Genomic DNA, 26,206 nt, shown 5'->3' on the forward strand with positions numbered 1-26,206 from the left:
GAAGTACTAGCTCGGACGCTTTTTTGCTGTCTTGTCATATGCCTGCCGCTCCAGAGCAGTCGGCTCCGCCTTTCTCTGTCTAGCTGCAGGCGCTAGCACGTAAGCTGATTTCGCTCTCTCTGTCGAAGTCTGAAAAGCGACTTCTTGTCGAGAGCTCCAATCCGCTATCGTGCTGAGCAAGCACCTTTCGCTTTTCTATTTCCTCGGTCTTAAGGATGAGGGAAAGTTCCATCTCAGGCTCGTTATAGGAAAGGTGAAAGCGAGGTAAGATGAAATCAAGATATCGAAGGGAGGAAATACAAATGAAAAAGGTGATGTTATTTTGTATCGGAGGGCTTGCAGCTGTCGTAGCCGTTGCCAGCGCAGGACCGGTACTTGGCCTTGTCGCATGTGCAGCCATTATGTATGTAGCATGGAAGCAGTACAAACAAGCTTCTACGAAAGGAATCAAGTTCTTTTGGGGGGCAGCAGGGATCATCGCATTTTTAGCAACAGTCGGCAACGTGCCAGCTCTGCTTGGCGTTGCCGCTTTAGGAGTTCTGTATATGGTTTATAAAAAATGGCAGGAAGATGATGAAAGCTTTGTGGGCGTCGCAAGAGAAGAAGATCCATTCATGAATTTTGAAAGACAATGGAGCCAATTAAAAAAATAAATCGGTGAGGAGAGATTGAGATGACAGGAATTTTCACAAAAATTAAACGGACGATCGAGGCAGAGCTGTTCGATATAGTAGAACAGAAGGAGCAAAAAAATCCAATTGCGATGTTGAATCAATATTTACGGGAAGCTCAAAAGGAAACAGACAAAACCATCAAGCTGCTAGAGCGGCAGCAATTATTGAAAAAGGAGTTTGAACGTGAATGCCAGGATGCCGTTCGCATGCGGGATAAGCGTTTAAAGCAAGCTCAGCTTGCGGCTGAGGCGGGAGAAGAGCAGCTGGAGGAATTCGCTATGCGAGAAGCAGAGGTGTATAAAGAGCGAGCTGCTCGTTTGCAGCACTCCATCACAATCGTCGATGAGCAAATTATAAAGCTTGAAAGCAAGACCGAAGAAATGAAACATAAGCTGAAAGATATGAATGTTCGCCGCCTTGAGTTAATGGGCCGTGAAAATGCAGCGCGAGCGCATTACAGCATGAGCAAAGTGTTAAATGAAGACTTAAATGATCATCCATTTGGCCGATTTGAAGAGCTGGAGCAGTATATTGATGAATTGGAAGGAAAAGTGAATAAGAAGTACGAAACATCATTAATGGATGCTCGTCTTGCTGAGCTGGAGCGCCAATTTTACCGGGAAGAAAAGAACACACAGCAGGCCTAAAACATGCTATGATTAACAATTGAAGAGAGTGAAACAAACCCGTCATGACGGGTTTGTTTTTACATTGCTGCATCGCTGGATCGAGGAAGGAGGAAAAAGAATGTCACCATTTAAAAGAACCGATATGTTTACCGTATTTTTACTTGCTGCCCTCATCATTATTTTAATTGAGGCGACATTTTTTCATAGTGATTTTGTGTTTTCCCTCTTCTTCGGAGTAGCTATGATTTATTTCGGAAGAAAATGGAATGCTAGCTGGTTTGGCAAGCTGTTATTTTGGTTTGGAGTCTTTTTATCCGTCATGATGATTCTAAGCATGATGAGTTTACGAATGCTTGTTTTAGCCGCTTTGATTTATATGTTGTATCGCTTTTTCCAATCAAAGAAAGAACCGACACGTTTCACCGCATCAGTAGACACGGTTAATTCTATGCCGATGGAGCCGGGTGAATCCATTAAGCATTCTTTTTTAAAAAATAAATTATTCTCTGTTCAGTCTACCCCAGAGCATTCATATGAATGGAAAGACATTCATATTCAAGGAGCGCTCGGCGATATTACGGTCGATGTGAGCAATACTGTTTTGCCGAAAGGAACCGCTATTATCTCCATTAGACAGATGATTGGGAAAGTAAAGGTCGACATTCCGTATGAAATTCCCGTGCGCATTCGCTTTTCGACCATTGTAGGTAACGCTCATTTGTTTCAACGTTTCCCCGTTCCTCTTTGGAATGATACGTTATATTTCGAAGATGAACATTATAATGAGCAGGAAGGTGCAGAAACAACAATTGTTCTTCTCATTTCCACTGTGATCGGCGATGTGGAGGTGAATCGGGTATGAACATTTTTGCGAAGCAAATTCGGCAGGTTTTTTTAGCTGTTCTTTTTGTAAGCGGCGTTCTCATTGCCGCCTTTGAAATGAGCTTTCCACACCCGACATGGAGGGACTACTTCGAGCAGAGGCTGTTTGACCTTCCGCTTGCGGTGTTTATAGCGGCGGTGGCGGTCGGCACCGCTTTCTTGTTTGGTGCATTGTACGGATGGGGCCAATGGATGTCTTTAAAAACACTCGATCAACGGCTTGATTCGCTTATTTCTGGAAAAGAGGCGGAAGAGAAAGATCGCAATATGCTGTCCGCTGATTTTTCAAATATTGAACAAAAGTTTCAGCAGCTTGAGCGTGTTGTTGCCGAACAGAAGCAAGCAGCCCGCCGTCTTGCCAGAGAAAAGGCGGAAAGCCAGGAAACGCTCATTCAGGAGATGGTTTCGCAGGAAAGACAGCGGCTTGCGAGAGAATTGCATGATTCGGTTTCGCAACAGCTATTCGCAGCCTCCATGATGATGTCAGCTATTAACGAGAACCGTGATTCCGCGCCATCAATGGAAACGAAACAGCTGGCCATGGTAGAAGAAATGATCCAGCAGTCCCAATTAGAAATGCGGGCGCTGCTTTTGCATTTGCGGCCGGTTCCATTGAATGGAAAGTCTCTAAAAGAGGGGATTGATGATCTTCTCGTTGAATTGACACAAAAAGTACCCTTGGCTATTCACTGGACGACAGAAGACATTAGCATGGACCGGGCAATGGAGGACCACCTTTTCCGAATTGTGCAAGAATCGATTTCTAATACGCTGCGCCATGCTAAGGCCAGCCGACTAGACGTGCTGAACGTATGGAGAAATGGTTTTGTCATTTTACGGATTAGTGATGATGGAGTCGGCTTTGATCCGGAACAGACAAAGATGGGCTCTTATGGCCTGCAAAATATGCACGAGCGCGCCATTGAAATTGGCGGAACATTAAAAATCGTTTCATTACCGGCTCAGGGAACGAAGCTCGAAGTCAAAGTACCGCTCTCACAGCAGCACCCAGATCAGACACAAACCGAAAAATCAGAAGAAAAGGTGGAAATGAACGAATGATAAGAGTTCTTCTTGTAGATGATCATGAAATGGTGCGCATTGGCGTGTCTGCCTATTTAATGGCCCAGCCGGATATTCAGGTAGAAGCCGAAGCGGAGGATGGGGAAAAAGCAGTGTCGGCTGCCCTCGAACTAAAGCCCGATATTATTTTGATGGATCTAGTTATGCCAAAAATGGACGGAATTGAAGCAACTAAACGAATTGTTGAAAAGTGGCCTGAAGCCAAAATTATTATTGTGACAAGCTTTCTTGACGATGAGAAGGTGTACCCGGCATTAGAAGCAGGAGCAGTGAGTTACATTTTAAAAACCTCAAAAGCCAGTGCCATCGCAGAGGCCATCCGCAAAACATACGAAGGGGAACCGGTACTAGAGCCAGAAGTAACTGGTAAAATGATGAAGCGCATGCGCCAAGGCCAAACGGTTCCCCTTCACGAAGAATTAACGGAAAGGGAACGGGAAGTGCTGCTGCTGATCGCCCAAGGAAAATCGAACCAGGAAATTGCCGATGAACTGTACATCTCTTTAAAAACAGTGAAGACCCATGTGAGCAATATCTTATCGAAGCTTGAGGTGAACGATCGGACACAAGCTGTCATTTATGCTTTCCAAAACAGGCTTGTCCATTAGGAGTTAAGGAATTAAATCGCCAATGGAACGAAAAAGGAACCGGATAAACATCCACAAAATCCGAAACGGCCATAAAATAATTTGAAATAGAAGCTCTTCAAATAAAAACTCAAATAGTTCAGACGCTCCTTCACGGATGCGTCTTTTTTTCTTTTTAGGGGATGTTTGAGACATCGTTTTTCAGTCCTTTGTATAGTTTGTCTCTCTATACGGCTGATCGGAAAAAAAGTTTCGCTCGTAATCAGGTAGATTTGGATAATAAATCCCCGGTTTTGGCTAATAAAAACCTATTTTTCGATTATAAAATCTGTACATCATTCTTTTGTGGAAAGTGTACGGATTTTCCCCTTTATTTTTTGGGCATTTTTGTACAAAAAGACCATAGTTTATAAATGTAAAAGAAGATAGAGTAAAGATACAAAAAACTTTGCTAAGACAGCAAGAAGAATGGAAGGGATGGTGATCCATTTTCATGCGCTATCAATCGCAAAGAATTGCCCAAATTCCGCCGTACATGTTTGCTGAATTCAATAAAAAGAAAAGGATGATGCAAGAAGCGGGAGTAGATGTGATTGATTTAGGGATAGGAGATCCGGATCTGCCGACTCCGCAGCATATTACAGATAAGTTGGCGGAAGAGCTTGCCTATCCGGAAAACTTTAAGTATCCCAGTTTCATTGGCTGCCTCGATTTTAGAAAGGCAGTAGCTGAATTTTACAAGCGGGAATTTAACGTGGATGTAGACCCGGAAACAGAAGTGCTGGCTTTGATTGGTTCAAAAGAGGGACTCGCCCATTTAGTGCCGACAGTGATTGATCCGGGAGAAGTTGTGCTTGCGCCGGACCCCGGCTATCCGCCATATCGTATGGCAATTTCTCTTGCAGGCGGGCAATTATATACGATGCCGCTCCTGCAGGAATATAATTTTGAACCTCAGTTTCAGAATATTCCTGAAACGATTGCTAATCAAGCTAAGCTGATGTTTTTAAATTATCCGGGTAATCCAACCGCTGCGACGGTTGACACAAATTTTTTTCGTCAAGCGGTTGCGTTTGCAGAAAAGCACCAAATCGTCATTGCTCATGATGCTGCTTACAATATGGTGACCTTCGGCGATTATCGGGCACCGAGTATTTTACAAGTGGACGGAGCAAAAAAAGTCGCTGTGGAGTTTGGCTCCTTATCAAAAACGTACAGCATGACGGGCTGGCGGATTGGCTATGTGGTGGGCAATAAAGAAGTCATTAAAGCGTTGTCTATCTATAAAAGCAATACAGATACTGGCCAATTTACTCCGATCCAGAAAGCGGCCGCTTATGCTTTAACGGGCAGCCAGGGGTGTGTGAAGGCAAACAATGAAGTGTACGCTGAACGGATGAAATCGATGACGACGGCTTTGAAAGCAATCGGCGTCAAGACAGAGGAAACACGCGGCACGTTCTTTATTTGGGCACCCGTGCCAGATGGCTACACATCAGCCGAATTTGCCAACCGTGTCCTAGAAAAAACAGGCGTGATTATCACGCCGGGTGATGCGTTTGGAACACATGGCGAAGGCTATTTCCGCCTTTCGTTGTCTGTGCCGACTGACCGATTGACAGAAGCGATTCATCGCATGAAAAAAGAGCTTACCATTATCACAAATTAAGGGGAGAGATCATTTTATGAGTAATCAAACAGTAAAAGACGCAGCTCAAAAAGAGACAGCAGTGAAAAGATATTTAAACTTTATTAACGGTGAATGGGTAGAGTCTGAATCCGGAAAATACACACAAAACACGAATCCAGTAAACGGCGAAGTACTGGGCGAAGTCGTCGCTTCTACAAAAGCGGATGTCGATAAAGCAGTCCAAGCGGCAAAAGAAGCACAAAAGAAATGGCGCCTTGTTCCAGCTCCTGAGCGTGCTGATCTATTATATAAAGTGGCTGATTTATTAAAAGAGCGCAAAGAGGATTTAGCTCAAGTGTTAACAACGGAAATGGGCAAAGTGATTGCGGAAGCAAGAGGAGAAGTGCAGGAAGCGATTGACATGGCATTCTATATGGCGGGTGAAGGCCGCCGTATGTTTGGCGACACGGTTCCGTCTGAGCTTCGTAATAAATTTGCGATGAGCGTTCGCGTTCCGGTTGGAATTGCGGGATTAATTACGCCTTGGAACTTCCCAATCGCGATCGCTTCCTGGAAGTCACTGCCGGCGCTTGTCACTGGAAATGCTGTTGTCTGGAAGCCGGCGTCTGAAACGCCATTTTTAGCTGGGGAATTTGTGAAAATTTACGAGGAAGCTGGGCTGCCAAAAGGACTCTTAAATCTTGTCTATGGCTCTGGAAGCGAAGTAGGAAATGCCATTGTAGAGCATCCGGATATTGATATCGTTTCATTTACGGGCTCTAATGAAGTCGGCAAGCAGATTAATGGCCGTGCCGGTGAGCTCTTAAAACGTACATCCCTTGAGATGGGCGGAAAAAATGCTGTCACTGTACTTGAAGATGCGGATATTGATCTTGCGGTAGATGGGATCATCTGGAGTGCATTTGGAACGAGCGGACAAAGATGTACAGCCTGCAGCCGTATTATTGTTCATGAGTCGGTAAAAGCAGAGCTGGAGCAAAAGCTGCTGAAACGCATGGAAACATTGAAAGTCGGTGACGGGCTTGATGAATCCGTGGATGTAGGGCCTGTTATCAACCGTGCATCTCTTGAGAGAATTCATGAATATGTGAAAATCGGCAAGGACGAAGGAGCCAAATTGTTAAAAGGCGGCGAGATCCTCACTGAGAATGGTTTGGATAAAGGAAACTTCTATGCGCCAACTTTATTTACAGATGTAAAATCTGATATGAGAATTGCCCAGGAAGAAATCTTCGGTCCGGTCGTTTCCATTATCCCGGTGGAAAGCTTAGAAGAAGCGATTGAAGTGAATAACAGCGTAGAATTCGGTTTATCAAGCTCCATTTTCACGGGTGACATAAATCGTGCGTTCCAAGCGATGAGAGATTTGGATACAGGTATTGTATACATCAATGCCGGAACAACAGGGGCCGAAATCCATCTTCCATTCGGAGGAACAAAAGGAACTGGAAACGGCCATCGTGATTCAGGTGTTGCTTCATTAGATGTTTATACGGAATGGAAGTCTGTTTATGTAGATTATAGCGGCAAGATTCAACGTGCCCAAATTGATAACTATTAATTTTTCCTAGACTACACAAAAAACAAGCAGGAGTGCCTCGCATAAAAGCGCGATTGCATTTCTGCTTGTTTTTTCACAAAGACATGACTAGGTCGTGCGAGCGGGCTGTTCATTTACTTCTTCGTAACAGCGAATAGCCATGTAAAGCAGCATGCAATCTTGAAAGCTGCCTGTATCGATTGCGGTTGCTTCGCTGATTTTTTCTAATCGGTAAATAATCGTATTGCGGTGAATAAACATGTTGCGGGCTGCTTCGCTTAAATTTAAATTGTATTGGCAGTATGTTAAAAAAGTTGCAGCTAGTATATCGTAATTATCCAGCTCAGTGAGCGGCTGAATCATGTTCAGGAGTTTTCTTTGGAGGTCAGGTGTAATGTCTTTCGGCAACAGCTGGAAAGTTGTCTGCTTTTCATTGTAAATAAAAATGCCTGATTCGGCAGCCTTTTTTCTCCCGAGAATCATCGCTTTTTCAGCATTCCGAAAAGAGTCCGCAATGCCGCTAATCCCCTTTTGAATGTCACCGATGGCGATGGAAGCAGACAAATGATATTTTGTCTCCAAAAAGTTATTTAGCTTAAGAAGCTTCTGCTCTAAAGAGGAAACGAGAGCCTTGTAGCTTTGTTCGGCAGCAGTAGGTTTTACAATGAGCAGCTGCTCAATATTAATAAAGGAAACAATATCTTCTTCGGAATCACGAAAAATTAAATAAAGATAATCCAAGAGGTCCCGTTGAAAGTAGGGGAGTGAATAAGGATCCTGAAGTTCGTTGGAGACCGCTTGTGTATGTATAGGACGATGAATATCTATTAAAATACAGGTCCGGCAGAGGTTTTGATTATAACCGAGAGTTTTGGCATATTGAATCATCCGTTCATCTTGCTCATCCGTCTCATAATGGATAATTTGCTGAATAAACACTTCGACCATTTTAGACTCTAGCTCTTTCATTTCTTTATGGAAAGCATCCTGGCACATCATTTCCACCTGGTTTTTCACAAGGTGAACGTATTTTTCAACTTCTGCAGGTTCTCCGACAATGCCCAGTACGCCAACCGCTTTGTTGTTAATCATAATAGGCACAGAGACGCCAGGAAGGATTGGTCCAATTCCTTCATTGCGGCAATTAATTAATCCTTTTTTTCTAATAACATCAAGGGAAGGACGGTGGAAGAGTCCTAATCTTTCCTTATCAGTGGACCCGATAATATACCCTTCATTGTCTGTGATGCTGATGGGATAACCTAAAACAGCACTTGTTTTTTCCGCGATGTCTTGAGCGATATGCTCTAAAATTTTCACTGACAGCACCCCTTATTGGTAAAAATGCTTGGTGATCAAAAATAGAATATTGACCAGATTATATCATATTTTCTGTTGTGAATAGACGAACTATTTAGAATTTTAAAGAGAAGGCAGGGAATGAAAATGGTGAATTTATCCGGTGGTCAGGCAATCGTAAAAGTAATGGAGAAGGAGGGAATAAGAAAAGCATTTTGTGTACCAGGCGAAAGCTATCTAGGAGTGATTGATGCTCTTTATGAGCATCCCTCTATTCAACTGATTTCCACCCGTCATGAGGGAGGCGCTTCTTTCATGGCAGAAGCTTATGCAAAGGCATCAGGCGGGACAGGGGTTTGCATGGCGACACGAGGACCGGGAGCGGCTAATCTTTCCATTGGCCTGCATACCGCCATGCAGGACTCCACACCGCTGGTTGCTTTAATCGGTCAAGTAGAGCGGCCGTTTAAAGGGAAGGAGGCTTTCCAAGAGGTAGACTTTACTGCTTTTTTCAGCCACTTATGTAAATGGGCAGTAGAAATCGAATCTGTTGAACGTATTCCTGAGTTGCTTCATCGGGCATTTTATATAGCGAGATCCGGCCGGCCAGGACCAGTCGTTGTATCGCTTCCTCATGATATGCTCGCGGATACGGCTGAATATATCGAGCAGCATGTGCAGCAGGAATCAGTACCTGTGCCGTCAGATGCAGCTGTCCGCACAGCACTTGAAAAAATTCGAACAGCGGAGCGGCCTATTATCATTGCTGGAGGAGGCGTGACACGAACGAAATCAGCTGATTTACTCGTCCGCTTCGCTGAAACGATGAATGTTCCCGTTGTGACAGCTTTCCGGAGGTTTGATGCTTTTCCGAATAGCCACTCTCATTATGCTGGCTCGTTAGGTTTCGGTTCAGATAAAGGGCTGCTTGACTACATTAAGCAGGCCGATCTCGTCATTGCATTAGGCACCCGCTTTTCGCAAGTGACGACACAGGACTATACGCTGCTTGGAGAGCAGACAAAGCTTATTCAGGTTGATATTTCACCAGATAGCATTGGTAAAGTATATTCTCCTATTCTTGGTATAACGGCAGATGTGAAACAGTTTTTACAAAAGGCAATAGAGGGGGCTGTTCCCGTAAAAGATGAAGAAAGAGAGCGGGCAGTTGTGAATTTGCATGCAGCGTATCTTTCTTTTTCCTCTGCGCCAAAAGATTACGCAGACCAATATGTTGATATGGACGGTATGCTTTATGACATTGTGCAAGCATTTCCACAAGACGCTATTTTAACGAGTGATGCCGGCAATTTTTTCGGCTGGCTCTCCCGTTATTACCGCTTCGATCATCAAAATACGTACATCGGCCCGACATCGGGAGCAATGGGGTACGGGTTGCCAGCTGCCATTGGGGCTAAAATAGCCCAGCCTGATAAAATGGTCGTTTCTTTTTCTGGAGACGGCGGCTTCATGATGACGATGCAAGAACTCGAAACAGCTGCTCGTTTCAATGTTCCTGTAATAGCCATTGTGGTGAACAATAATATGTATGGAACGATCCGGGCCCATCAGGAAAAGCATTTTCCGGGCCGAGTCGTGGCAACAGAACTGTCCAATGCCAATTTCGCCGAACTAGCCAAATTATTCGGCTGCTATGGAGAGCAAGTAACGAAGAATGAAGATTTTTTGCCAGCTTTAGAAAAGGCAAAAGCGAGCGGGCGTCCAGCGGTGATCGAAGTGTTGACGAATCCAGCCATTTTGTCCGCCAGCCAATCAAAAGTGATTCATTCAAATGCAGAAAGGATAAATTAATAACATGGGTAGGCGGTACTGGAGACAAGTACCGCTTTTTTTGCTTTCTAGAACAAGATGATAGATTAACAGGAAGTGGTAATGATAGAGTAGTATATATGGAAAAAGGGGGATTTGCTGTGTATGTAGTTCACTCCACATTCTCTGTGAGGGATAACCAGGCAGAAGAAGTGATTTCAATTTATCAAAATCGTTCACGTTTAGTAGATAAAGCAGAGGGGTTTCAACATTTTTTGTTATTGCAAAATGATAAAAAGCCTGGTGAGTTAACGGTTCAATTGGCTTTTGAATCAAAATCCTCTTATTTAGCATGGGTCCGAAGTGAAGAATTTAAAAAAATTCATGAGCTAGAAAAAAATTATCCGGATAAAGAATTATCAGCCGTTATTCCAACAGTTCGCCAGTTTCAAGTGGTGGCAACATGAAGCAGGATTGGAAAGTGTCATTAGCTGAAAAAGCAACGGCTGAAATTTATAAGCGTGAACCTGCTCTTCTTTCTCGTTTTGGAGAGAAGGGGAAGGCGAAATGTTTAGAAGATAACGAGCATCATATTAAACAATTGGAAACAGCTTTGCTGTTAGACAACAAACAATTCTTTATTGATTATGCCATTTGGCTGAACGGCATCTTAACGAAGCATGGCATGAATAGCCAGCATTTGATTGATAATTTTACGATTATTCAGCAGCTGTTAATGGAAAATGGAGGAGAAGAAAACGGAAGAGGTCTTCTTTATTTAGATGAAGCTGTGTTAGCGTTGCAGCAATGAATTAGGTTGTTAACTGCTAGAGAGGTAGGTGGGGAATGAACGAGGAAGTACGAGAGTTTGCCGATTATTTACTAGAAGGCAATGCACTGGCATCCATAGACTTTATTAAATATAAGCAACAGATGACTACGTTAGAGATATTTGACCAGTTTTTCACGCCGGCTATGAAGTATATAGGGAAGTTGTGGGAGAACAATGAAATTACCGTTGCTGATGAACATTTGGCTACCGGCACCTGTGATTTTGTCTTATCGAGATTATTCCCTTGGCAAGAAGAACGGTCTTCAGCGGCTAAGAAAGCGATGTTTTTGTGTCCGGAAGGGGAGCGTCATTATCTTGGATTGAAAATGGTCAGCAGCTTGTTTGTTGAGTCAGGCTGGAGCGTGCGTTTTTTTGGGCCTGACTTGCCGTTGGATTCAGCTTTGAAAGCGGCTGAGAAATGGCAGCCGCACGTCGTTGGCTTATCGATTGCCATTGTCTATCATCTTCCGCTTTTGCGAGAGTATGTTCAGCAATTTGCTAATTTATCTGCCCGCCCGTCAATTATGCTTGGTGGAAGGCTGGCAGGAATGTACGATTTAAAGCCATATTGTTCAGAAAGTACGATCATTTTTGATGATTTGCATGCTGCTCATCTGTGGCTGGAGAATGTGAAGGTAGAGGGGGAGTCTAATGCTGCCTTGTAATCAGCCATTCCCAGTCCCTTATATTCAAATCGACAAAACAGGCAGCATTTTAGCTTATTCAGAAACAGCCGCTGAGCTTTTTAGCATGCAGGAAGGCAATGTTTTAGCTTTAGTGGATGAGGCGAGCAAGGAGAAGGTAAGAAAGTTTATGTTTGAGCAGGACGAGTCTCTTACAGTCGAAGCCAATTTAAAAACAAAAATAAATCCCATACAGCTATTTGATCTTCATTTGTCATGGGATGAACAAGCTACAGGGCATATCGTGCTGCTTTCAAAAGAACAGAGGAATGGACAGCTGGAGGATCGCCTTTTAGCTCTGCAAGAGCGGCTGTCTTCAACGAACTTTGAATTACTTGAGAAAAAAGATGAACTAGAAAAAACGTTAGTCCGTTTACGAGAGCTTTCTGGTCCCTTTATTACCTTGTCTGCAGGATTGGCTTTTATTCCCCTCTTCGGTGATATTACAAAGGATAAAATTGAAGCGATCATGGGCCAGGCATTGCGGTCGGCTTATGAAGGCGAATATAGCCGCATTGCCGTAGATTTTACGGCTGTTGGAAAAATAGAAAAAGAAGGGGTAAACAAGCTGCTTGAGCTGTTTAAGATGCTTAAATATATGAACGGAGCCCAAGTTGAGGTAGTAGGCATGAAGCCGCAGCACTCTCAAATAATGAACTCCTTTCAACGTGATTGGCCTTTTTCGTTTGCGCCTTCTTTAGCGTATATATTACAAGAGAAATAGAAAGTGCCGGGCAAAAGCCCGGCACTTTAGGCTGTTAGCAAACGCTTGCTTCCTTCGTTGCTCATGACCGTGGTGGTCACTCCGCCCCTCGTCGGGTATCGCGCCTCGAAAGACAAATGTTTTTAACTAGCCTAGGTTATTGAGAATAGCCTTCTTAAAATTCTACTTGTACTTGCTGCAATTCTTCCTCTGTCTTTTCTGTAAAGGTATAGCCGAGTTCTTTTAACTGGTCACATATCGTTGGAGCAACCGAGTCATCGACGATCAGAAATGTTTGGTCGAATTGCATTTTATCTTTAATGGAAGCGAGTAAATCGAACAAAGCACTCGTTCTTTCTTCTTTAAGAGACTTCGTTAAAGCGGAAGTTTCGGTTGTAACTGGTACAATCCAAAGTTCACATTGATTAGGCACCTTGAGCAGCTGTTCAAATACTTCTGCTTTCTCAAGCGGTGTTCGCAATGTTTCATCATGAATTTCATATACACGTTTAGATGACAAATCTTTTTCTTTAAATGGAAAGTTTCCTTGTTCATCGAATACTTTTATCTCTAATTTAGAAGCCTGAGGCATTTGGTTTTCCTGCGCATTTTGTTTTAAATGGCTGGTCATGTTTCTCTCTCCTTTTCCTTCTCCCCCTGATATGTATAAAAGGGATCTGCTATACTATTCCCTTTTTGAGAAGAAGAAAACCTATTAGACACTTGCTAATTTTTGGAGAGTGTCGGCCACTTCACTAAGTGTACGGACTGTATAAGTCGGCTTGGCGCCTTCTACTTTTCTATCATCGCCATGGTCAATGAGGATTGAATCCATGCCAACGCGAGTGGCGCCAAGAATATCTGTTCCTAAGTTATCACCGATCATGATCGCGTCTTCAGGTGACACATCCATTAGCTTAAGCGCATGGACAAAAATAGAAGGATCGGGTTTTCCGAATCCAAAGTTTCCAGAAATAACGATATGCTCAAAATAAGGCACAAGTTCTGGGGTCATCGTTAACTTTTCCAATTGGAGCGATGGAGCGCCATTCGTTAAAAGCAAAAGACGGAAATCATTTTCTTTCAGTTTATCAAGGACTTCGATTGTATCATCATATAAGAAGGGGGAATAGCGGCGCACTTCCCGGAACCGCTCTCTTGCCCATTCTTCTGCTCCCTGAATGCCGACGGACTCTAAGCCATTTTTCCATGTGTTTAATTGATAATCGCTAATATCTTTTCCCATCTGGCGCAGCTGCCAGTGATGTACGTCCCCGAAATCTCCCCAAAGCCCCTCAAACGGATTAATGCCAAGGTGAAGCGTGACTGGGTAAAAAGAATATGTTTGATATTGATCTCTTGCCGCTTGTCTAACAGAAGATTCAATCGTATCCTTATTCACTCCGTATTTCTGTTCCAAGTCACCGCACGTTACATCAAAGGCGGTCTGAATGCTTTTGCGATCATTTAAAAGTGTGTCATCTAAATCAAAAAAGACTGCTTTTTTCATTCTATAAAGGCTCCCTTTCAAACATAATGTTGAACCTAATTCTACACAAATGTCAAAACTCCTGCAAAACAAAATTAAAGACGCCTAATGGAAAGGCGGCTGAAGATTATAGAGAAATTCTACTCTATATACGATTAGGCTGATTGAAAGCATTTGCCTTTTGAGGCGCGAAGCGGAGTGATCATCAGGGTCATGAGCACCGCAGGCAGGCGAGCAATGAAGAAAGTGAACGTTTGCCAACGGCCTAAAGCCACCTAATTAAAAGTGGCTTCATTCTTTTTCCCTCTAAAAAATGAAAACAAAGAGGGAATTCGATATTTAGGCGGTTCTCTTTTGATTGCTGGAGGCTGCAGGCTGTTTAGCAGCAGGCGATCACGAATGGCTATTTCTTGATGCTCTAATTTTTCCTGCATCCATCTCTGGTGCTGGGCAAGTTCTTTGACGAGCTCCTTATTTACTGCAATTAACGTCTCCTGCTGTTGCTCGAGGCGGGCGATCCGTTCATATAATTCATGGTTTTCAACTGGTGCCTGTATGGGTTTCACCGGTTCTTCCTTCTTTTCAGGTTCCATTTTCATTGCCAGCTCAATCGCTGCTTCAAGTGTCATATTTTGTTCTTGTATAAGTTTCAGCAGACGCTGGACGGCAATAATATCCTTTTGATAAAAGACGCGGGAGTTATTTAACCCTCTGTCGAAGCGATAACCGGCAGCTTCTAATGCTGATGAATATTTTCGCAGCGTACTCGCGCCGACCCCAAGGCTTTTGGCTACTTCTGAGCTGAAATAAGCCTGTTCCATTTCCATCCCTCCGTTAAATAGTGGTGTGACCTTCCTCAAGCGGCTGTTTCCGGGACAATAGACTGTTATTAACTCTTTCCATATAGACTTCTGAATTCCTTTCACTAGTTTTGTTGATTGATCAGTAGTTTTGTCGAGAAGAGCTTAAAAGAATTTGCTGATCTTCTCTGTTGAAAAAGTAAGGAAAAGGGTATATATAAAGGGTATTAATCTAATAGTGGGTGGACTGCTTATGAGGCTGAAGAAATGGACGTATTCCCGGCGGTACAACATTAAAGCTATTTTTGATAAATTTCCTCATTCTAACGTTATTTTTCGTACAATTAATCAGTTTTATTTTGTTTACATCGTTAACTGGTCAGAGAAAGATCCGGTCGTAACGAGAGCGGATTTAGAACAAATGGAACAGTTGTTAAATGAGGAGATGGGAACTGCGTTCTTTTATCACCAGCGAAAGTCGCAGATAAGGAAGACGGAGCGAATGGAGGAAAAGCCGAGTGAAAAAAGCAATGATTATCGCTAATCCCTCTTCAGGCAAGGAAGAGGCAGAAATATATGTGAAAAGGGTCGAGCAGCAGCTTACGTACAGCGGCTATCAAACTGAAGCGAAGTTAACGGCTAAAGAAGGAGACGCAGCAGCATGGGCAGCAGCAGCTTGTGCCCGTGGATATGAAACGGTTATTTCCATAGGGGGAGATGGGACTGTTAATGAAGTGGTTAACGGCCTGGCAGAAAAAGAGCAAAGGCCATCACTCGGCATTGTCCCGCTTGGCACAGTGAATGATTTTGCCAGAGCCTTGAATGTCCCGCTCGAGCCCGAAGAAGCCATTACGATTATTGGACAGGGAAGGCTTCAAAAAGCAGATATCGGCAAGGTCAATGATCGTTACTTTTTAAATATCACAGCACTCGGAGATATGGCTGAATCGACAGCAGAAGTATCAGCTAAACAAAAAACAGCTCTTGGCTCGTTTGCTTATTTTTTAGAAGGAGCTAAAACACTTGTCCATAAACATCCGATCGATCTAACAGTCAGGGGTGCGGAACGAGAGTGGACAGGGAGAGCCTTGTTGTTTCTTGCTGCTTTAACGAACTCTGTCGGCGGTTTTGAACGTATGGCGCCTAACGCAGAAGTAGATGATGGGAAGCTCCACTGTTTCATTATAAAAGACACTTCTTTGCCGCGGCTTGTGCGGATTGCTGCTAATCTAATAAAAGGCGATTTAAAAGAAGATCCGGATGTCCTTTATTTTCGTGCCAATCCGGTAACAATATCCTCCAAAGAGCCTTTAAAAGCTAATATAGACGGTGACATTGGAGGGGAAGTGCCGCTTACTCTCCAAGTGCTGCGAAAACATATTGCTGTATGGGTCCCTTAATGGGATGTAAAGAAAAAACGGATTGAAAGTCTAGGACGATCGACTTTCAATCCGTTTTTTTATCCATGATTAGCTAATGCTCTTGGTTGACACGTCGTCTTCTTTTAATTTTTTTACATCAGCGGTACTTTCCTTGGCAGGGAAAAGCAAGCTGAAAATAACTCCAAAGAAAGCGGCGATAAAGAAGGTCGTAAAGCGGGAAGAAATGATCGCTTCGAGCGGCGTCGAAATCCAAACAATCGTGCTGATAAATCCAGCAAGGATCGTGGCGATAACGCCGATTCCGGAATAACGCTTCCAGAAGAAAGTGAGAATAATAGCGGGCGATAGCGTACAGCCGACTCCTGCCCATGCCCAGCTGACAACGAGATAGACAAGAGATTTAGATGTTAACGCAATGAGCAGTCCAAGTAGCCCGGCTCCGATAATCGCTAGTCTTGACACCATGACGAGCTGCTTCTCTGTCATTTTCTTGCCAAGTGCGTTGTTTACGATATCTTCACTGACGGAACTTGTAATAACAAGGAGCTGAGAGTCAGCGGTGGAGATAATCGCTGCTAGGATTCCTGAGAGTAAAATGCCAGCTATCCATGGTGGGAATAGGTCTAACACCATAAAGGGTAAAATCGTTTCTACATCGGCAAAATTCTGTCCTTGATATAAAGTGAGAGCGGTCAAGCCGATCATAAAAGCACCGCTATACGCAAGAATGGTCCAAATGATAGCAACTCGGCTGGCTGTCTTAGCTTCTTTTTTATTTTTCAAAGCCATAAAGCGGGCGCTAAGCTGGGGCTGGCCGCCGAGAAAACCAAAGAACCAGGCGAAATTATTAAAGAGCAGAAGACCGAGAGCAAATCCGATGGCTCCGCCTGTCCACGAGTCCATCGTTGGTCCGGCAGCGGTTAAGGCTGCACTGATAGACAAATCGTTTGCGTGAATATGGAAAAGGGCGACGATTGGCAGCACAACGAGAGTGACAAGCATCATAAGGCTTTGAATCATATCCGTCCATACAACGGCTGTGAATCCACCGAGATAAGAGAGGAGAATAACGATCGCCAGACTAAGAAGAGCACCTACAGTAGGATTGATATGAAAAACAGTAAATAGAGTTTTACCGGCACCGGCAATTTGTGCACCGAAATAAAACATCATAAAGCTGACGATCAAAATGGTAGACATCCAGAGAATGATTTTTCCGTGGCTTCCGAAACGTTTGGCTAAATAACCGGGCAAGGTCATGACCTGATGTTCTTCCGCTTCCTTCATAAATCGTTCGGCTAGAAATAGCCAGGAGAACACGATTCCTAAGGAGATTCCGACAGCTACCCATATACCGGAAAGGCCAGTAGCAAATACAAAGCCGGTATAGCCGAGGAGGAGCCAGGCTGACTCTCCAGTCGCTCTTTCTGAGAAAGCGAGCGCCCAGCCTGGCAGCTTTTTGCCGCCAAGAAGAAAGGAAGCATGGTCCATTTCCTTGCGGCTAAATAAGTAGCCGGCACCAAGCATAAGCAAGCAATAAAGAATGAATTCAACCATTATGATCGTATGCATATCTCTTCAGTCCTTTCAGAGTTTTTAATGGTTTTTTATAGCTCTACTTTTAGACCGATTCCTTGCTCGACAGCTTTTTCATAGATGACGGAAGCGGCAATTACATCAAACAAAGCCATGCCAGTTGATTTAAAGATGATTGGTTTCTCGGTGCTTAATGGAGGAGTTACTTTGCCTGTGACGACACTCGAGAATGGAATCACTTGTGACTCTGTTAGCCAGCGGCTTTTCAATGGATCAATTACGTCTCCCGACTCTTGGATAGCATCAAGCGTATCAATAAAAAGATGATCCGCTTTTTTGAAAAGTTCTTCAGGAAGCTCACGCATGTTTGACTGAAACGAACCAACACCGATCACTAGCTTGCCATTATATAAATCTGGATCATTTGGCAGAACGGGTGTATGAGCGGTAGTAGCAGTGACGATCACGTCAGCCCGGCTAATGATTTCATGAGGTTGATGTTTAATATGAATGTTGACATGGGGTGAAATGTGAGATTTTATCTTTTCCGAAAAGGCTATGGCCTTTTCGGGTGTCCGATTAAACAAATAGATGTCTTGAATAGGGTATTCCAGGCATATGGCTGCTAACTGGTAAAAGCCTTGTACACCGGTACCGATTAATCCGATAGAGCGGGCATCGTCTGGGGCTAAATAACGGGCAGCCAACCCTCCTAGGGCTCCTGTGCGGAGACCAGTTAAATAGGTGCCGTTTAGTAAAGCTTTTGTTGTACCGTTATTCCCGTCAGTTAGGATCATCATTCCTTGTGTAACAGGGGAGGAGCGATTATGCGGAAATACACTGACGATTTTAGTGCCGAATGATTGATTGGCATAGCAAGGCATGAGCAAAAGTGTATTTTCGTTATGAGACAGGTGTGTTCTGGCATCCATTTGAAACTGCTCCTTGTCATAAATCTCATAAGCTGTTTTCACTGCCTCCATGATGTCTGCCATGCTGGCAGCTTGCTGCATGTGTTTTTCGTTTAGTAGTAGCAAGAGATTCACTCCTTTATCCAGATGGTCAATTACACAATAGCGTGCTCTAACACTAAATCATTTTCCGCAAATCTTTCTACACGAAGCGGAGCTAAATCAAGCGTTTCATATGCCCCTTTGTAAATAAGTTCTGCCAATCCGAGTCCAACGCCGGGGGCCTGCTGCATACCATGCCCGCTAAATCCAAGAGCTACATAATAACCTTTCATATCAGGATGCTCCCCGATAATGGCATTTTGATCCTCAGTGTTAAAGTCATATAAGCCTGCCCAGCCGGTTTCGAGTTTGACGCTTTCGAAGTTTGGAACACGGTGGGCAAGAACAGGCCAAAGTTCTTCAAAATAAGATCGTTTCCAGGAAAAGTCAATTCCTGGTTTTACATCTTCCGAATAGCCTGTAATGACACGGTCTCCTTCATGGCGGAAGTATACGCCGGTTGGATCAATCGTCAACGGCAGGGGTTTTTTTAGTGGAACGGCCGGATCAAATTGGAATATCTGTCTTTTTAAAGGGATGACTGGCAAGGAAAGTCCGATTTTCTCACTCAGTATCGCTCCCCAGGCTCCGGCACAATTAATGACGATCGGTGCTTTGCATTCTTCTCCATCGAGTAAGCGAACCCCTGCGATTCGGCCGTTTTCTGTTAAAAAGGTATCCACTTCTTTGGAAACATAATCAACACCAAGCTTTTGCGCATTTTTCTTATAGGTCTGCATGACGGAGTAAGCATCCAGATAACCATCTTCAGCGCAATAAAGCCCGCCTGCCAGATCCTTTATTTGCAATTCCGGTATAATCGAATGAAGTTCGCTGGCAGAAAGCAATTGAGAAGGTACACCAAGCTCGTTTTGAAGCCGTCTTTGACTTTCAATGGCTGGAAGCATTTCTTTTTTGGCTAGAAATAAGTAGCCTCTTTGCTGGAAATCAATTTTTGCTGGTTCGCCATCTATCGCCATGTCTTTCGGAAAAGTCTGGTACTTCTGCAGGCTAAAACGGCTTAATTTGATGTTAATGGCTGTCGTAAATAGCTGCCGGATACCGCCTGCACTGCGGGGGGTAGAGGAAAACTCATAAATAGGGTCTTTTTCAAACACTTTGATGTCGCCTTCAAAACCAATGTTACGCAAAGAGTAAGCGGTACTCGAACCCATCACTCCGCCGCCTACAATAATAATATCTGCTTGATTCATATAAGAACCTCCTTTGTGCCAAACCAGCACTTTTTGAATTATTTCTCATTATATTCAGTAAGCGCTTTCATACAATGTGCAAATTATACAAAAATATGGTAAAATAACTAGGTGAATTAGTCTGAATATTGAGAATAATATGTTGAAGTGAAGTGACGACCGAGGTGAAGCAATGAAATTTTTTGAACAAATTGCCCAATCAATTGTAGAAAAAGCATCAGCTGCCTTAGATGTTTCGATGAGTATTACGGATGCAAAAGGGACGATCATTGGCTGTAACAATGTGGACAGGTTAGGTTCTTATCATGTTGTGACAGAAGAAGTAACCAAAGCTGGGCGATCTGTTATTTTTACGAAAGAAAATGTAGCAGGCAGGGAAAATGTATTGCCTGGTGTGGCTACACCCATACGCTTTCAGCAGCAAATTATTGGCGTACTAGGAATCATTGGGGAACCTGATGAAGTGGGGAAGTATGTAGAGTTTGTCAGGACTCATGTAGAGATGCTGCTCCAAGAGTCTTTTCGGACAGAAACGTTCTACCTTCAAATGAAAACAACAGAGCTGTTTATCCAGCATCTCATTCACTTTAAGGAATGGGACAATGAAGGAACACTTCAAAATTATTGTGAGATGTCAGGCTTTCATTTTGACCGGCCCCGCATGTGCATTTTGATTGATATAGAAGCACTGCAAACAGCAAAAAGAGAGAAAAAAGCAGTAAGGATTTCACAATATGATTTGTTTCAGATTATTAGCAACTATCTCGAGGATCACGCTCAGGATATTATTAGTCCGATTAACCCAGGGCAGTGGATTGTGCTAAAGTATATCGATCACTATGATCTGTCGAAAGCTAGACGTCAATGTGAACAAGCGCTGCGAGCTCTGAAGAAGTTTCTTCAAAACCAGAATGCTCCTAGTTATGTCTCGATCGCTTACGGAAAAAGCTATGAAGGCTTTGCAGGGGTTAGTCGATCGTATCAGCAAGCGTTACAAACATTATCAACGGGCAAGCAAAATAAAAAAAGTGCATCCGGAGTTTACGCTTTTGACGATTGGACTATTTTATTAAATGCACTCATCCAGGAAATCAAACCGGCCTTTGCTGAAACACTTGCTGATTATGTTGAAAAGCTCCTGTCTCATTCGAATGCACCAGTACTTGTTGAAAGTTTTCTTGTCTACTGTGAACAAGGCTTGAATGTTAGCAGAGCAGCCAGAAAGTTATTTGTTCATCGCAATACTCTCTTATACCGCCTGAACCAATTAAACGAAATTCTCTCTATCGATACCCAATCTTTTGAACAAAGCATGCTTTTATACATGGCTCTCAAACAAAACAAGGCTATGAAACAACCCATGCAAGTGACATGAAAAAACTGTTCCGCGGCAGGCGAAACAGTTTGTAAGGCTACAGTGCCATTTCTGTTTGGGCAGGGAGGAGCTTTCCGGGGTTTAAAATATTGTCAGGGTCAAGCAGACTCTTGATGCTGGCCATTACAGCTAGTGCTTCTCCGTGCTCTTTTTGCTGGTATTTCATTTTACCAAGGCCGACGCCGTGCTCGCCTGTACAGGTCCCTCCAAGTGTTAAGGCAAACGTTACAATTTCTTCATTCAACGATTCTATCTTATGAAGTTGTTCCGGGTCCTGCGGATCAAATAAAGTAAGAGTATGAAAGTTTCCATCCCCAATGTGTCCGAGAACAGCGCCATCTAATCCGTGTGCTTTAATCCGTGTCCGTGCATAGTCGACCATTTCGGCGAGCTTGGATATGGGCACACATACGTCCGTGTTGATAGTATGCAATTTTGGATTGCTATGGCGGAAAGCGTAGGATAAGTCGTGACGGGCTTTCCAAAGCTGGGCTCTTTTCAAGCTATCCTTCTCGAATGTAAAGGATCGGCACTCCTGTTCTGCCAATAATTCTTGAACGAATTGGGCGTCTGCTTCATTTCCGGCATCATTGCCATGAAACTCAAGAAATAAAGACGGCTCTTCAGGAAAGCTGGTTCCGCTAAAAGCATTTACCTGAGCGATAGAGCGATCATCAACAAGCTCCATACGGGCGATTGGAATACCGGCTGTTAAAATAGAAACAGCGGCTTCTACACAGTGCTTTACAGTAGGAAAGCAAGCTCTAGCAGCCATGATAGATTCAGGGATGCCATGCAGCTTCAAAGTGATTTCAGTAAATAGTCCAAGTGTACCCTCCGAACCAGCAAATAAGCTATTTAAATGATAGCCAGAGGAAGATTTTTTGGCAAGTGAGCCGGTGTGAATAAGCCTGCCATCGGCGAGGACGACTTCTAGATCAAGAATTTGATCTTTCATTACGCCATACCGTACTGCTTGAGTACCGCTTGCATTCGTAGCTGTCATGCCTCCGATTGTGGCATCGGCTCCAGGATCAACCGGAAAAAAGAGCCCATGCTTGTTCAGTTCCTGATTTAATTGCATTCTTGTAACACCGGGCTGCACCTTTACAATCAAATCCTCCGGCCGCAGTTCAATAATTTGGTTCATTTGACTAAAATCGATAGAGATTCCGCGATGCACAGGAATAGCATGACCTTCAAGGCCGGAACCGATGCCAAATGGGACGACTGGAATTTTATGCTCTTTGGCAAATAGAACCACCTTTTGCACGTCTTCTGAAGAGGCTGGAAAAACGACAACATCAGGCAGAACAGGCTCAAAATGTGACTCGTCCTTACTGTGGTGCTCTAATATCGTTTCGTTTACTGTTACTTTTCCTTGACCAATTAAACTGGTTAGCTTTTCAACAAGGCTCATTTTTCCACCGCTTTCGTATAAAGAATTTTTAAAATATTCATTTATTGGAATGATAGCATATGAAATAATGACTGTATACTGAATACTGTCTATAATTCCCAAATGGTGGCTGTGTTGCTTCTGTTCATATACTCAAAGTTTTAGAGATGGCGGTTTACAAAAAAATCGCCCGATTTAACGGACGATTTATGAAAGGATAAACGATAGACAAATCGAATTTATTCAGAAAGGGCAGCAAGCTTTTCATTGAGCTCCTGCAGCTCTTTTTCCATGCGTACTAGCTGTTCTTCAGCTTTTGTGACGCCATGCCCTGTAGATTCAAGCTTTTCAATATCTCCTTGGACACGGATATAGTCCATTTTTAATTCAGCGATTCTAGATTCGATTTCAGATTTCGTCATGACTTTTCCCCTTTATCATTTTCTTATATATTAAGGGAGAGAAAGAGCCAATAGCAACTTTAAAAAAACGGAGGGTGACTATGCTTGGATTAAATATAAAGCTGCCCGTGTGGCAGGCACCGATGGCCGGAGTGTCGACGCCTGAGTTAACAGCGGCCGCTTCAAATGCTGGTGTGCTTGGCAATATTGGCGCCGGTTATTTATCAGGAGAACAAACAGAGGCATTTATCCAGCGTGTGAAACAGCTGACAAATGCAGCTTTTGGCATCAACTTGTTTGTTCCGGAACGCTCAGAAGCAAGCCAGGAAAGAGTGGAAACCACTCACCAGCTGCTTTCTCCGTACAGAGAGAAGCTCGGTATAAAAGAAAAGGCCAGTGACGTAACTTTTGGACCTTCAACTTTTGACGAGCAGCTTGCTGTTGTGCTGCAAGAAAAAGTAAAAGTGTGTTCCTTTACCTTTGGATTGCCTCCACAGAAAGCATTGGAGCAATTAAAAGAGCGCGGAATCGTCACCGTTGGAACAGCTACAACAGTAGCCGAAGCTGTTGCTTATGAACAAGCAGGGGTAGATGCCATTGTCGTACAAGGAAGTGAAGCAGGCGGACACCGGGGCGCCTTTCAGCAGCCAGAAAGCATGATTGGATTGATGGCTTTGGTTCCTCAGGTCGTGCAAGAGGTGCAAATTCCTGTTGTGGCAGCAGGAGGAATCATGAATGGAAGAGGTGTAGCAGCTGCTCTCTGCCTTGGAGCTTCGGCTGCACAGCTTGGTACAGCATTTTTAGTAACAGAGGAAAGCGCTGCTCATCCGCTTCACAAAGAAGCGATTTTGTCCGCAGATGAAACGGATGCCGTATTTACAAGAGCCTTTTCAGGGAAGACAGCCCGTGGCATCTCCAACAGGTTTATTAAAGAAATGAAGGAACACGAGGAACAGTTTTTACCTTATCCGCTGCAAAATACGTTAACACAGGGGATCAGAAAGCAGGCGGGAAAACAAAACAATAAAGAATATATGTCCCTTTGGTCAGGTCAAGGAACAAGGCTCAGTAAACGACAAACTGTTCAGGGATTGGTTGAAAGGCTGAAGGAGGAAACGGACGCCGCTTTGCTGGCAGCTAACCAGACATTACAGAATATAAAGAGAAGCCGCTTAATGAAACCGTGATAAAATGAAAAAAGATCAGCCAGTCAACGGCTGATCTTTTTTCATTATGGATAAACGCTCGCCTCCTCCGCTGCTCAAGTCAAATTTCACACTTTGAAAGTAAGCGTTTTCAACAGGCCTGGTGACATACAAATTATTTTTGTCTGCGCCCCAGACGAGTCTTTTAAGTATATGAATTAATAAAATTGTACAAAGTCGAAGGCTAGATTTAAGAAGAATAGGGAATGAACAGCGGCAAAGATTAATGCTTGCTTATTTAATTTTTTTGTGATTGCTGGATTCATAAATATCACCCCGTTAAAAGTTTGTAGGTTTATTATATAACCATTTTCACAAAATTTCAAAACTTTTTTAACGAATTTGTCACATTTTTTTTGATTTGGGACTTGACTTATTTTTGATATGGAAAACATCTCCCTTTTTTACAAAAAGAAAGACAAAACCGAAGGGGAAAGAGCCCTTTGATTTTGCCTTATAAGATAGGGGACAGCAATCTTGAGATAGATTCTTTAAATTTAATGAAGGTTGTGCGGTTTTTATATAATTCAGGCGTTAGCTCAAAGCACAATTCCATATCTTTTTCAAATATCTTTGCTAGTTTCTGACCTGTTTCATGGTGGTAAATAAAAGCATTCACTTCAAAATTCAGGCGGAAGCTGCGCACGTCAATATTAGCGGTGCCGACAGAGCTTAGTTTTTTGTCCACAACAATAGTCTTAGCGTGAATAAAGCCAGCATCGTAAATATAGGTTCTCGCACCGGCTTTAATCAGCTCGCCGATGTAGGAATAGGTAGCCCAGTAAACAAACGGATGATCCGGTTTATTAGGAATCATAATTCGTACATCCACTCCCGAAAGCGCAGCAATACGAAGAGCATCTAGAAGGCTGGCATCAGGAATGAAGTAAGGTGTTTGAATATAAACAGACTCTCTTGCCGATGAAATCATTTTAATGTACCCATTTTTAATTTGTTCCCACTCTGAATCCGGTCCGCTCGTTACAATTTGCATCGATACATCATTATGAGAGGGGTTATGTGGAAAATAAGTATCAGAATAATGAAAATCATGACGCTGTGATGCTTGGTTCCAATCCAAAATAAACCGGGTTTGAATGGAATGAACAGCTGTTCCTTCGATCCGTAAATGAGTATCTCTCCAGTAGCCGAACTTTGGGTTAAGCCCGAGATACTCGTCGCCGATATTGAACCCGCCGACATAGCCGATTTCACCATCAATAATAACAAGCTTGCGATGATTACGGTAATTGAGGCGCAGATTAATAAAAGGGATTTTAGAAGGAAAGAAGACTTCGACGATGCCGCCAGCTTCGATTAATTCTTTGAAGTGTTTTTTGTGTACACCACGTGAGCCCATTTCGTCATATAAAACTCTTACTTCTACACCTTGCTTCGCTTTTTCTGTTAACAGCCGGACAATTTCGGAACCGAGATGATCCACTCGGAAAATATAATATTGCAAATGAATATGCCGCTTTGCCTGCTTAATATCGTGAAGCAGAGAATTGAACTTATCCTTGCCGTCGATGAAAATGTCTACATGATTATCCTCTGTTAGGACAGCATCATTATTACGCAGCAGCATATAGACTAAGTCTTCGTTTTCTTCCGTGTGAGGATTGCGAAAGTGGAACAATTGATTTTTAATGTCGTGCATTTGATTTTGGATTGCTGATTCAATGCCAATTTTTACTTTATCTTCCCAGTCGAATAAATGCCGTCTGCTTAAATTTTGACCAAAAATTAAATAGAGAATGAAACCGAGGATAGGGATGAAAAATAAGACCATCAGCCAAGCCCAGGTCGCGGCAGCATCACGTCTTTCCATAAAGATGACGATGATAGAAAAAGAAAAGTTCAAAAGCAAAAGAGCATAAGCGACCCAGCTCCACATGTGTAGTTCCATGATTACCACCAGCTTTATCAATAGAATGAAAAGGAATAAACAGTTGCTTAAATCTATGTTAACAAGGAAAGCATATTATTTCTAGGAACTAAAACTAACGAAGAGTATTAAAAACCTACTTGACACATAGGAATAGATGATATAGGCTAT

Annotated in this window: 28 protein-coding genes; 16 read left to right on the forward strand and 12 right to left on the reverse strand. The window is 43.2% G+C overall.

What is annotated here, in order from left to right; genetic code table 11:
- Window positions 1-6 precede the first annotated feature (6 nt).
- On the reverse strand, window positions 7-180 hold the full coding sequence (locus A8F95_RS22790) for a hypothetical protein (RefSeq protein ID WP_176713785.1): 174 nt from the start codon (window positions 178-180) through the stop codon (window positions 7-9).
- A gap of 122 nt (window positions 181-302) precedes the next feature.
- Here A8F95_RS22790 and A8F95_RS21155 point away from each other — a divergent pair, with 122 nt between their 5' ends.
- The 5 genes from A8F95_RS21155 to A8F95_RS21175 all read left to right on the forward strand — a co-directional run bounded on the left by A8F95_RS21155 (window position 303) and on the right by A8F95_RS21175 (window position 3,876).
- Window positions 303-653 (forward strand): lmo0954 family membrane protein, encoded by a 351-nt coding sequence (locus A8F95_RS21155; protein ID WP_065412357.1) that lies wholly within the window; start codon window positions 303-305, stop codon window positions 651-653.
- A 20-nt stretch (window positions 654-673) separates the two neighbouring features.
- Entirely contained in the window at window positions 674-1,321 is a 648-nt protein-coding gene (locus A8F95_RS21160) for a PspA/IM30 family protein (RefSeq protein WP_065412358.1), read from the forward strand.
- 100 nt (window positions 1,322-1,421) lie between these two features.
- A complete protein-coding gene (gene liaF / locus A8F95_RS21165; RefSeq protein ID WP_065412359.1) occupies window positions 1,422-2,165 on the forward strand; it encodes a cell wall-active antibiotics response protein LiaF in 744 nt (247 codons plus the stop codon).
- Window positions 2,162-3,247 carry a sensor histidine kinase gene (locus A8F95_RS21170; RefSeq protein WP_065412360.1) on the forward strand — a complete coding sequence of 362 codons (1,086 nt, stop codon included), beginning with the start codon at window positions 2,162-2,164 and terminating at the stop codon, window positions 3,245-3,247. Before liaF ends, A8F95_RS21170 begins: the two co-directional genes overlap by 4 nt.
- Window positions 3,244-3,876: a response regulator transcription factor gene (locus A8F95_RS21175; RefSeq protein WP_065412361.1), complete on the forward strand. Its 633-nt coding sequence runs from the start codon at window positions 3,244-3,246 to the stop codon at window positions 3,874-3,876. The genes A8F95_RS21170 and A8F95_RS21175 overlap by 4 nt, the downstream gene beginning before the upstream one ends.
- Window positions 3,877-3,879: 3 nt before the next feature.
- Here the strand turns inward: A8F95_RS21175 and A8F95_RS22795 are convergent, their stop codons facing one another.
- Window positions 3,880-4,050: a hypothetical protein gene (locus A8F95_RS22795; RefSeq protein WP_176713786.1), complete on the reverse strand. Its 171-nt coding sequence runs from the start codon at window positions 4,048-4,050 to the stop codon at window positions 3,880-3,882.
- Window positions 4,051-4,348: 298 nt separating this feature from the next.
- Between A8F95_RS22795 and A8F95_RS21180 the strand changes: the two genes are divergently transcribed.
- A complete protein-coding gene (locus A8F95_RS21180) occupies window positions 4,349-5,524 on the forward strand; it encodes an LL-diaminopimelate aminotransferase (RefSeq protein ID WP_065412362.1) in 1,176 nt (391 codons plus the stop codon).
- Window positions 5,525-5,585: 61 nt separating this feature from the next.
- Window positions 5,586-7,067, forward strand: coding sequence for an aldehyde dehydrogenase family protein (locus A8F95_RS21185; RefSeq protein ID WP_077247488.1), 1,482 nt, complete (start codon window positions 5,586-5,588; stop codon window positions 7,065-7,067).
- A gap of 87 nt (window positions 7,068-7,154) precedes the next feature.
- Here the strand turns inward: A8F95_RS21185 and A8F95_RS21190 are convergent, their stop codons facing one another.
- Window positions 7,155-8,366, reverse strand: coding sequence for a CdaR family transcriptional regulator (locus A8F95_RS21190; RefSeq protein ID WP_065412364.1), 1,212 nt, complete (start codon window positions 8,364-8,366; stop codon window positions 7,155-7,157).
- Between the two features lie 120 nt (window positions 8,367-8,486).
- Between A8F95_RS21190 and A8F95_RS21195 the strand changes: the two genes are divergently transcribed.
- From A8F95_RS21195 to A8F95_RS21215, 5 genes are all read left to right on the forward strand, one after another.
- Window positions 8,487-10,157 carry a thiamine pyrophosphate-dependent enzyme gene (locus A8F95_RS21195; RefSeq protein WP_065412365.1) on the forward strand — a complete coding sequence of 557 codons (1,671 nt, stop codon included), beginning with the start codon at window positions 8,487-8,489 and terminating at the stop codon, window positions 10,155-10,157.
- Between the two features lie 119 nt (window positions 10,158-10,276).
- Window positions 10,277-10,582: an antibiotic biosynthesis monooxygenase family protein gene (locus A8F95_RS21200; RefSeq protein ID WP_065412410.1), complete on the forward strand. Its 306-nt coding sequence runs from the start codon at window positions 10,277-10,279 to the stop codon at window positions 10,580-10,582.
- Entirely contained in the window at window positions 10,579-10,926 is a 348-nt protein-coding gene (locus A8F95_RS21205) for a hypothetical protein (protein ID WP_065412366.1), read from the forward strand. Before A8F95_RS21200 ends, A8F95_RS21205 begins: the two co-directional genes overlap by 4 nt.
- Before the next feature lie 35 nt (window positions 10,927-10,961).
- Window positions 10,962-11,612, forward strand: coding sequence for a cobalamin B12-binding domain-containing protein (locus tag A8F95_RS21210; protein WP_065412367.1), 651 nt, complete (start codon window positions 10,962-10,964; stop codon window positions 11,610-11,612).
- A complete protein-coding gene (locus A8F95_RS21215; protein ID WP_065412368.1) occupies window positions 11,599-12,354 on the forward strand; it encodes an STAS domain-containing protein in 756 nt (251 codons plus the stop codon). Before A8F95_RS21210 ends, A8F95_RS21215 begins: the two co-directional genes overlap by 14 nt.
- 154 nt (window positions 12,355-12,508) lie before the next feature.
- Here the strand turns inward: A8F95_RS21215 and A8F95_RS21220 are convergent, their stop codons facing one another.
- The 3 genes from A8F95_RS21220 to A8F95_RS21230 form a co-directional block, all read right to left on the reverse strand.
- Window positions 12,509-12,964 carry a hypothetical protein gene (locus A8F95_RS21220; RefSeq protein ID WP_065412369.1) on the reverse strand — a complete coding sequence of 152 codons (456 nt, stop codon included), beginning with the start codon at window positions 12,962-12,964 and terminating at the stop codon, window positions 12,509-12,511.
- A gap of 84 nt (window positions 12,965-13,048) precedes the next feature.
- Entirely contained in the window at window positions 13,049-13,843 is a 795-nt protein-coding gene (locus tag A8F95_RS21225) for an HAD family hydrolase (protein WP_065412370.1), read from the reverse strand.
- A 254-nt stretch (window positions 13,844-14,097) separates the two neighbouring features.
- A complete protein-coding gene (locus A8F95_RS21230) occupies window positions 14,098-14,643 on the reverse strand; it encodes a MerR family transcriptional regulator (protein WP_065412371.1) in 546 nt (181 codons plus the stop codon).
- 232 nt (window positions 14,644-14,875) lie between these two features.
- Between A8F95_RS21230 and A8F95_RS21235 the strand changes: the two genes are divergently transcribed.
- Window positions 14,876-15,166 (forward strand): hypothetical protein, encoded by a 291-nt coding sequence (locus tag A8F95_RS21235; RefSeq protein ID WP_065412372.1) that lies wholly within the window; start codon window positions 14,876-14,878, stop codon window positions 15,164-15,166.
- Complete coding sequence (locus A8F95_RS21240) at window positions 15,141-16,022, forward strand: YegS/Rv2252/BmrU family lipid kinase (protein WP_065412373.1); 882 nt, start codon at window positions 15,141-15,143, stop codon at window positions 16,020-16,022. The genes A8F95_RS21235 and A8F95_RS21240 overlap by 26 nt, the downstream gene beginning before the upstream one ends.
- A 69-nt stretch (window positions 16,023-16,091) precedes the next feature.
- Here the strand turns inward: A8F95_RS21240 and A8F95_RS21245 are convergent, their stop codons facing one another.
- From A8F95_RS21245 to A8F95_RS21255, 3 genes are read right to left on the reverse strand one after another with little or no spacing between them, the layout of a single operon-like run.
- Window positions 16,092-17,576 (reverse strand): sodium/proline symporter, encoded by a 1,485-nt coding sequence (locus tag A8F95_RS21245; RefSeq protein ID WP_065412374.1) that lies wholly within the window; start codon window positions 17,574-17,576, stop codon window positions 16,092-16,094.
- Between the two features lie 35 nt (window positions 17,577-17,611).
- The gene (locus A8F95_RS21250; RefSeq protein WP_065412375.1) at window positions 17,612-18,577 is read right to left on the reverse strand and encodes an ornithine cyclodeaminase family protein; all 966 of its coding nucleotides are present in this window, start codon (window positions 18,575-18,577) and stop codon (window positions 17,612-17,614) included.
- 29 nt (window positions 18,578-18,606) lie between these two features.
- The gene (locus A8F95_RS21255; protein WP_065412376.1) at window positions 18,607-19,767 is read right to left on the reverse strand and encodes an NAD(P)/FAD-dependent oxidoreductase; all 1,161 of its coding nucleotides are present in this window, start codon (window positions 19,765-19,767) and stop codon (window positions 18,607-18,609) included.
- 172 nt (window positions 19,768-19,939) lie between these two features.
- Between A8F95_RS21255 and A8F95_RS21260 the strand changes: the two genes are divergently transcribed.
- The gene (locus A8F95_RS21260; protein WP_065412377.1) at window positions 19,940-21,142 is read left to right on the forward strand and encodes a CdaR family transcriptional regulator; all 1,203 of its coding nucleotides are present in this window, start codon (window positions 19,940-19,942) and stop codon (window positions 21,140-21,142) included.
- Between the two features lie 37 nt (window positions 21,143-21,179).
- Here the strand turns inward: A8F95_RS21260 and A8F95_RS21265 are convergent, their stop codons facing one another.
- Window positions 21,180-22,562, reverse strand: a complete 1,383-nt coding sequence (locus A8F95_RS21265) for an FAD-binding oxidoreductase (protein ID WP_065412411.1) — start codon at window positions 22,560-22,562, stop codon at window positions 21,180-21,182.
- A 218-nt stretch (window positions 22,563-22,780) separates the two neighbouring features.
- Window positions 22,781-22,963, reverse strand: a complete 183-nt coding sequence (locus tag A8F95_RS21270; protein ID WP_065412378.1) for an SE1832 family protein — start codon at window positions 22,961-22,963, stop codon at window positions 22,781-22,783.
- A gap of 80 nt (window positions 22,964-23,043) precedes the next feature.
- Between A8F95_RS21270 and A8F95_RS21275 the strand changes: the two genes are divergently transcribed.
- Entirely contained in the window at window positions 23,044-24,129 is a 1,086-nt protein-coding gene (locus A8F95_RS21275) for an NAD(P)H-dependent flavin oxidoreductase (protein WP_065412379.1), read from the forward strand.
- Between the two features lie 472 nt (window positions 24,130-24,601).
- On the opposite strand, the gene cls is transcribed toward A8F95_RS21275, so the two are convergent.
- Window positions 24,602-26,056 (reverse strand): cardiolipin synthase, encoded by a 1,455-nt coding sequence (cls, locus tag A8F95_RS21285; protein ID WP_065412381.1) that lies wholly within the window; start codon window positions 26,054-26,056, stop codon window positions 24,602-24,604.
- Between the last annotated feature and the right edge of the window lie 150 nt (window positions 26,057-26,206).

The sequence above is a fragment of the Pseudobacillus wudalianchiensis genome (genome assembly GCF_001685015.1).
Classification (GTDB): Bacteria; Bacillota; Bacilli; order Bacillales; family Domibacillaceae; genus Pseudobacillus; species Pseudobacillus wudalianchiensis.

Excerpts from the sequence above, each read along its gene's own strand:
- A8F95_RS21220 (WP_065412369.1), bottom strand. The coding sequence starts at position 12,964 with ATGACCAGCCATTTAAAACAAAATGCGCAGGAAAACCAAATGCCTCAG.
- A8F95_RS21245 (WP_065412374.1), bottom strand. The coding sequence starts at position 17,576 with ATGCATACGATCATAATGGTTGAATTCATTCTTTATTGCTTGCTTATG.
- A8F95_RS21195 (WP_065412365.1), top strand. The coding sequence starts at position 8,487 with ATGAAAATGGTGAATTTATCCGGTGGTCAGGCAATCGTAAAAGTAATG.
- A8F95_RS21215 (WP_065412368.1), top strand. The coding sequence starts at position 11,599 with ATGCTGCCTTGTAATCAGCCATTCCCAGTCCCTTATATTCAAATCGAC.
- A8F95_RS21260 (WP_065412377.1), top strand. The coding sequence starts at position 19,940 with ATGAAATTTTTTGAACAAATTGCCCAATCAATTGTAGAAAAAGCATCA.
- A8F95_RS21210 (WP_065412367.1), top strand. The coding sequence starts at position 10,962 with ATGAACGAGGAAGTACGAGAGTTTGCCGATTATTTACTAGAAGGCAAT.
- A8F95_RS21155 (WP_065412357.1), top strand. The coding sequence starts at position 303 with ATGAAAAAGGTGATGTTATTTTGTATCGGAGGGCTTGCAGCTGTCGTA.
- A8F95_RS21180 (WP_065412362.1), top strand. The coding sequence starts at position 4,349 with ATGCGCTATCAATCGCAAAGAATTGCCCAAATTCCGCCGTACATGTTT.
- A8F95_RS21235 (WP_065412372.1), top strand. The coding sequence starts at position 14,876 with ATGAGGCTGAAGAAATGGACGTATTCCCGGCGGTACAACATTAAAGCT.
- A8F95_RS21205 (WP_065412366.1), top strand. The coding sequence starts at position 10,579 with ATGAAGCAGGATTGGAAAGTGTCATTAGCTGAAAAAGCAACGGCTGAA.
- A8F95_RS21255 (WP_065412376.1), bottom strand. The coding sequence starts at position 19,767 with ATGAATCAAGCAGATATTATTATTGTAGGCGGCGGAGTGATGGGTTCG.
- A8F95_RS21160 (WP_065412358.1), top strand. The coding sequence starts at position 674 with ATGACAGGAATTTTCACAAAAATTAAACGGACGATCGAGGCAGAGCTG.
- liaF (WP_065412359.1), top strand. The coding sequence starts at position 1,422 with ATGTCACCATTTAAAAGAACCGATATGTTTACCGTATTTTTACTTGCT.
- A8F95_RS21175 (WP_065412361.1), top strand. The coding sequence starts at position 3,244 with ATGATAAGAGTTCTTCTTGTAGATGATCATGAAATGGTGCGCATTGGC.
- A8F95_RS21265 (WP_065412411.1), bottom strand. The coding sequence starts at position 22,562 with ATGAGCCTTGTTGAAAAGCTAACCAGTTTAATTGGTCAAGGAAAAGTA.
- A8F95_RS22795 (WP_176713786.1), bottom strand. The coding sequence starts at position 4,050 with ATGTCTCAAACATCCCCTAAAAAGAAAAAAAGACGCATCCGTGAAGGA.
- A8F95_RS21170 (WP_065412360.1), top strand. The coding sequence starts at position 2,162 with ATGAACATTTTTGCGAAGCAAATTCGGCAGGTTTTTTTAGCTGTTCTT.
- A8F95_RS21225 (WP_065412370.1), bottom strand. The coding sequence starts at position 13,843 with ATGAAAAAAGCAGTCTTTTTTGATTTAGATGACACACTTTTAAATGAT.
- A8F95_RS21270 (WP_065412378.1), bottom strand. The coding sequence starts at position 22,963 with ATGACGAAATCTGAAATCGAATCTAGAATCGCTGAATTAAAAATGGAC.
- A8F95_RS21230 (WP_065412371.1), bottom strand. The coding sequence starts at position 14,643 with ATGGAACAGGCTTATTTCAGCTCAGAAGTAGCCAAAAGCCTTGGGGTC.
- cls (WP_065412381.1), bottom strand. The coding sequence starts at position 26,056 with ATGGAACTACACATGTGGAGCTGGGTCGCTTATGCTCTTTTGCTTTTG.
- A8F95_RS21275 (WP_065412379.1), top strand. The coding sequence starts at position 23,044 with ATGCTTGGATTAAATATAAAGCTGCCCGTGTGGCAGGCACCGATGGCC.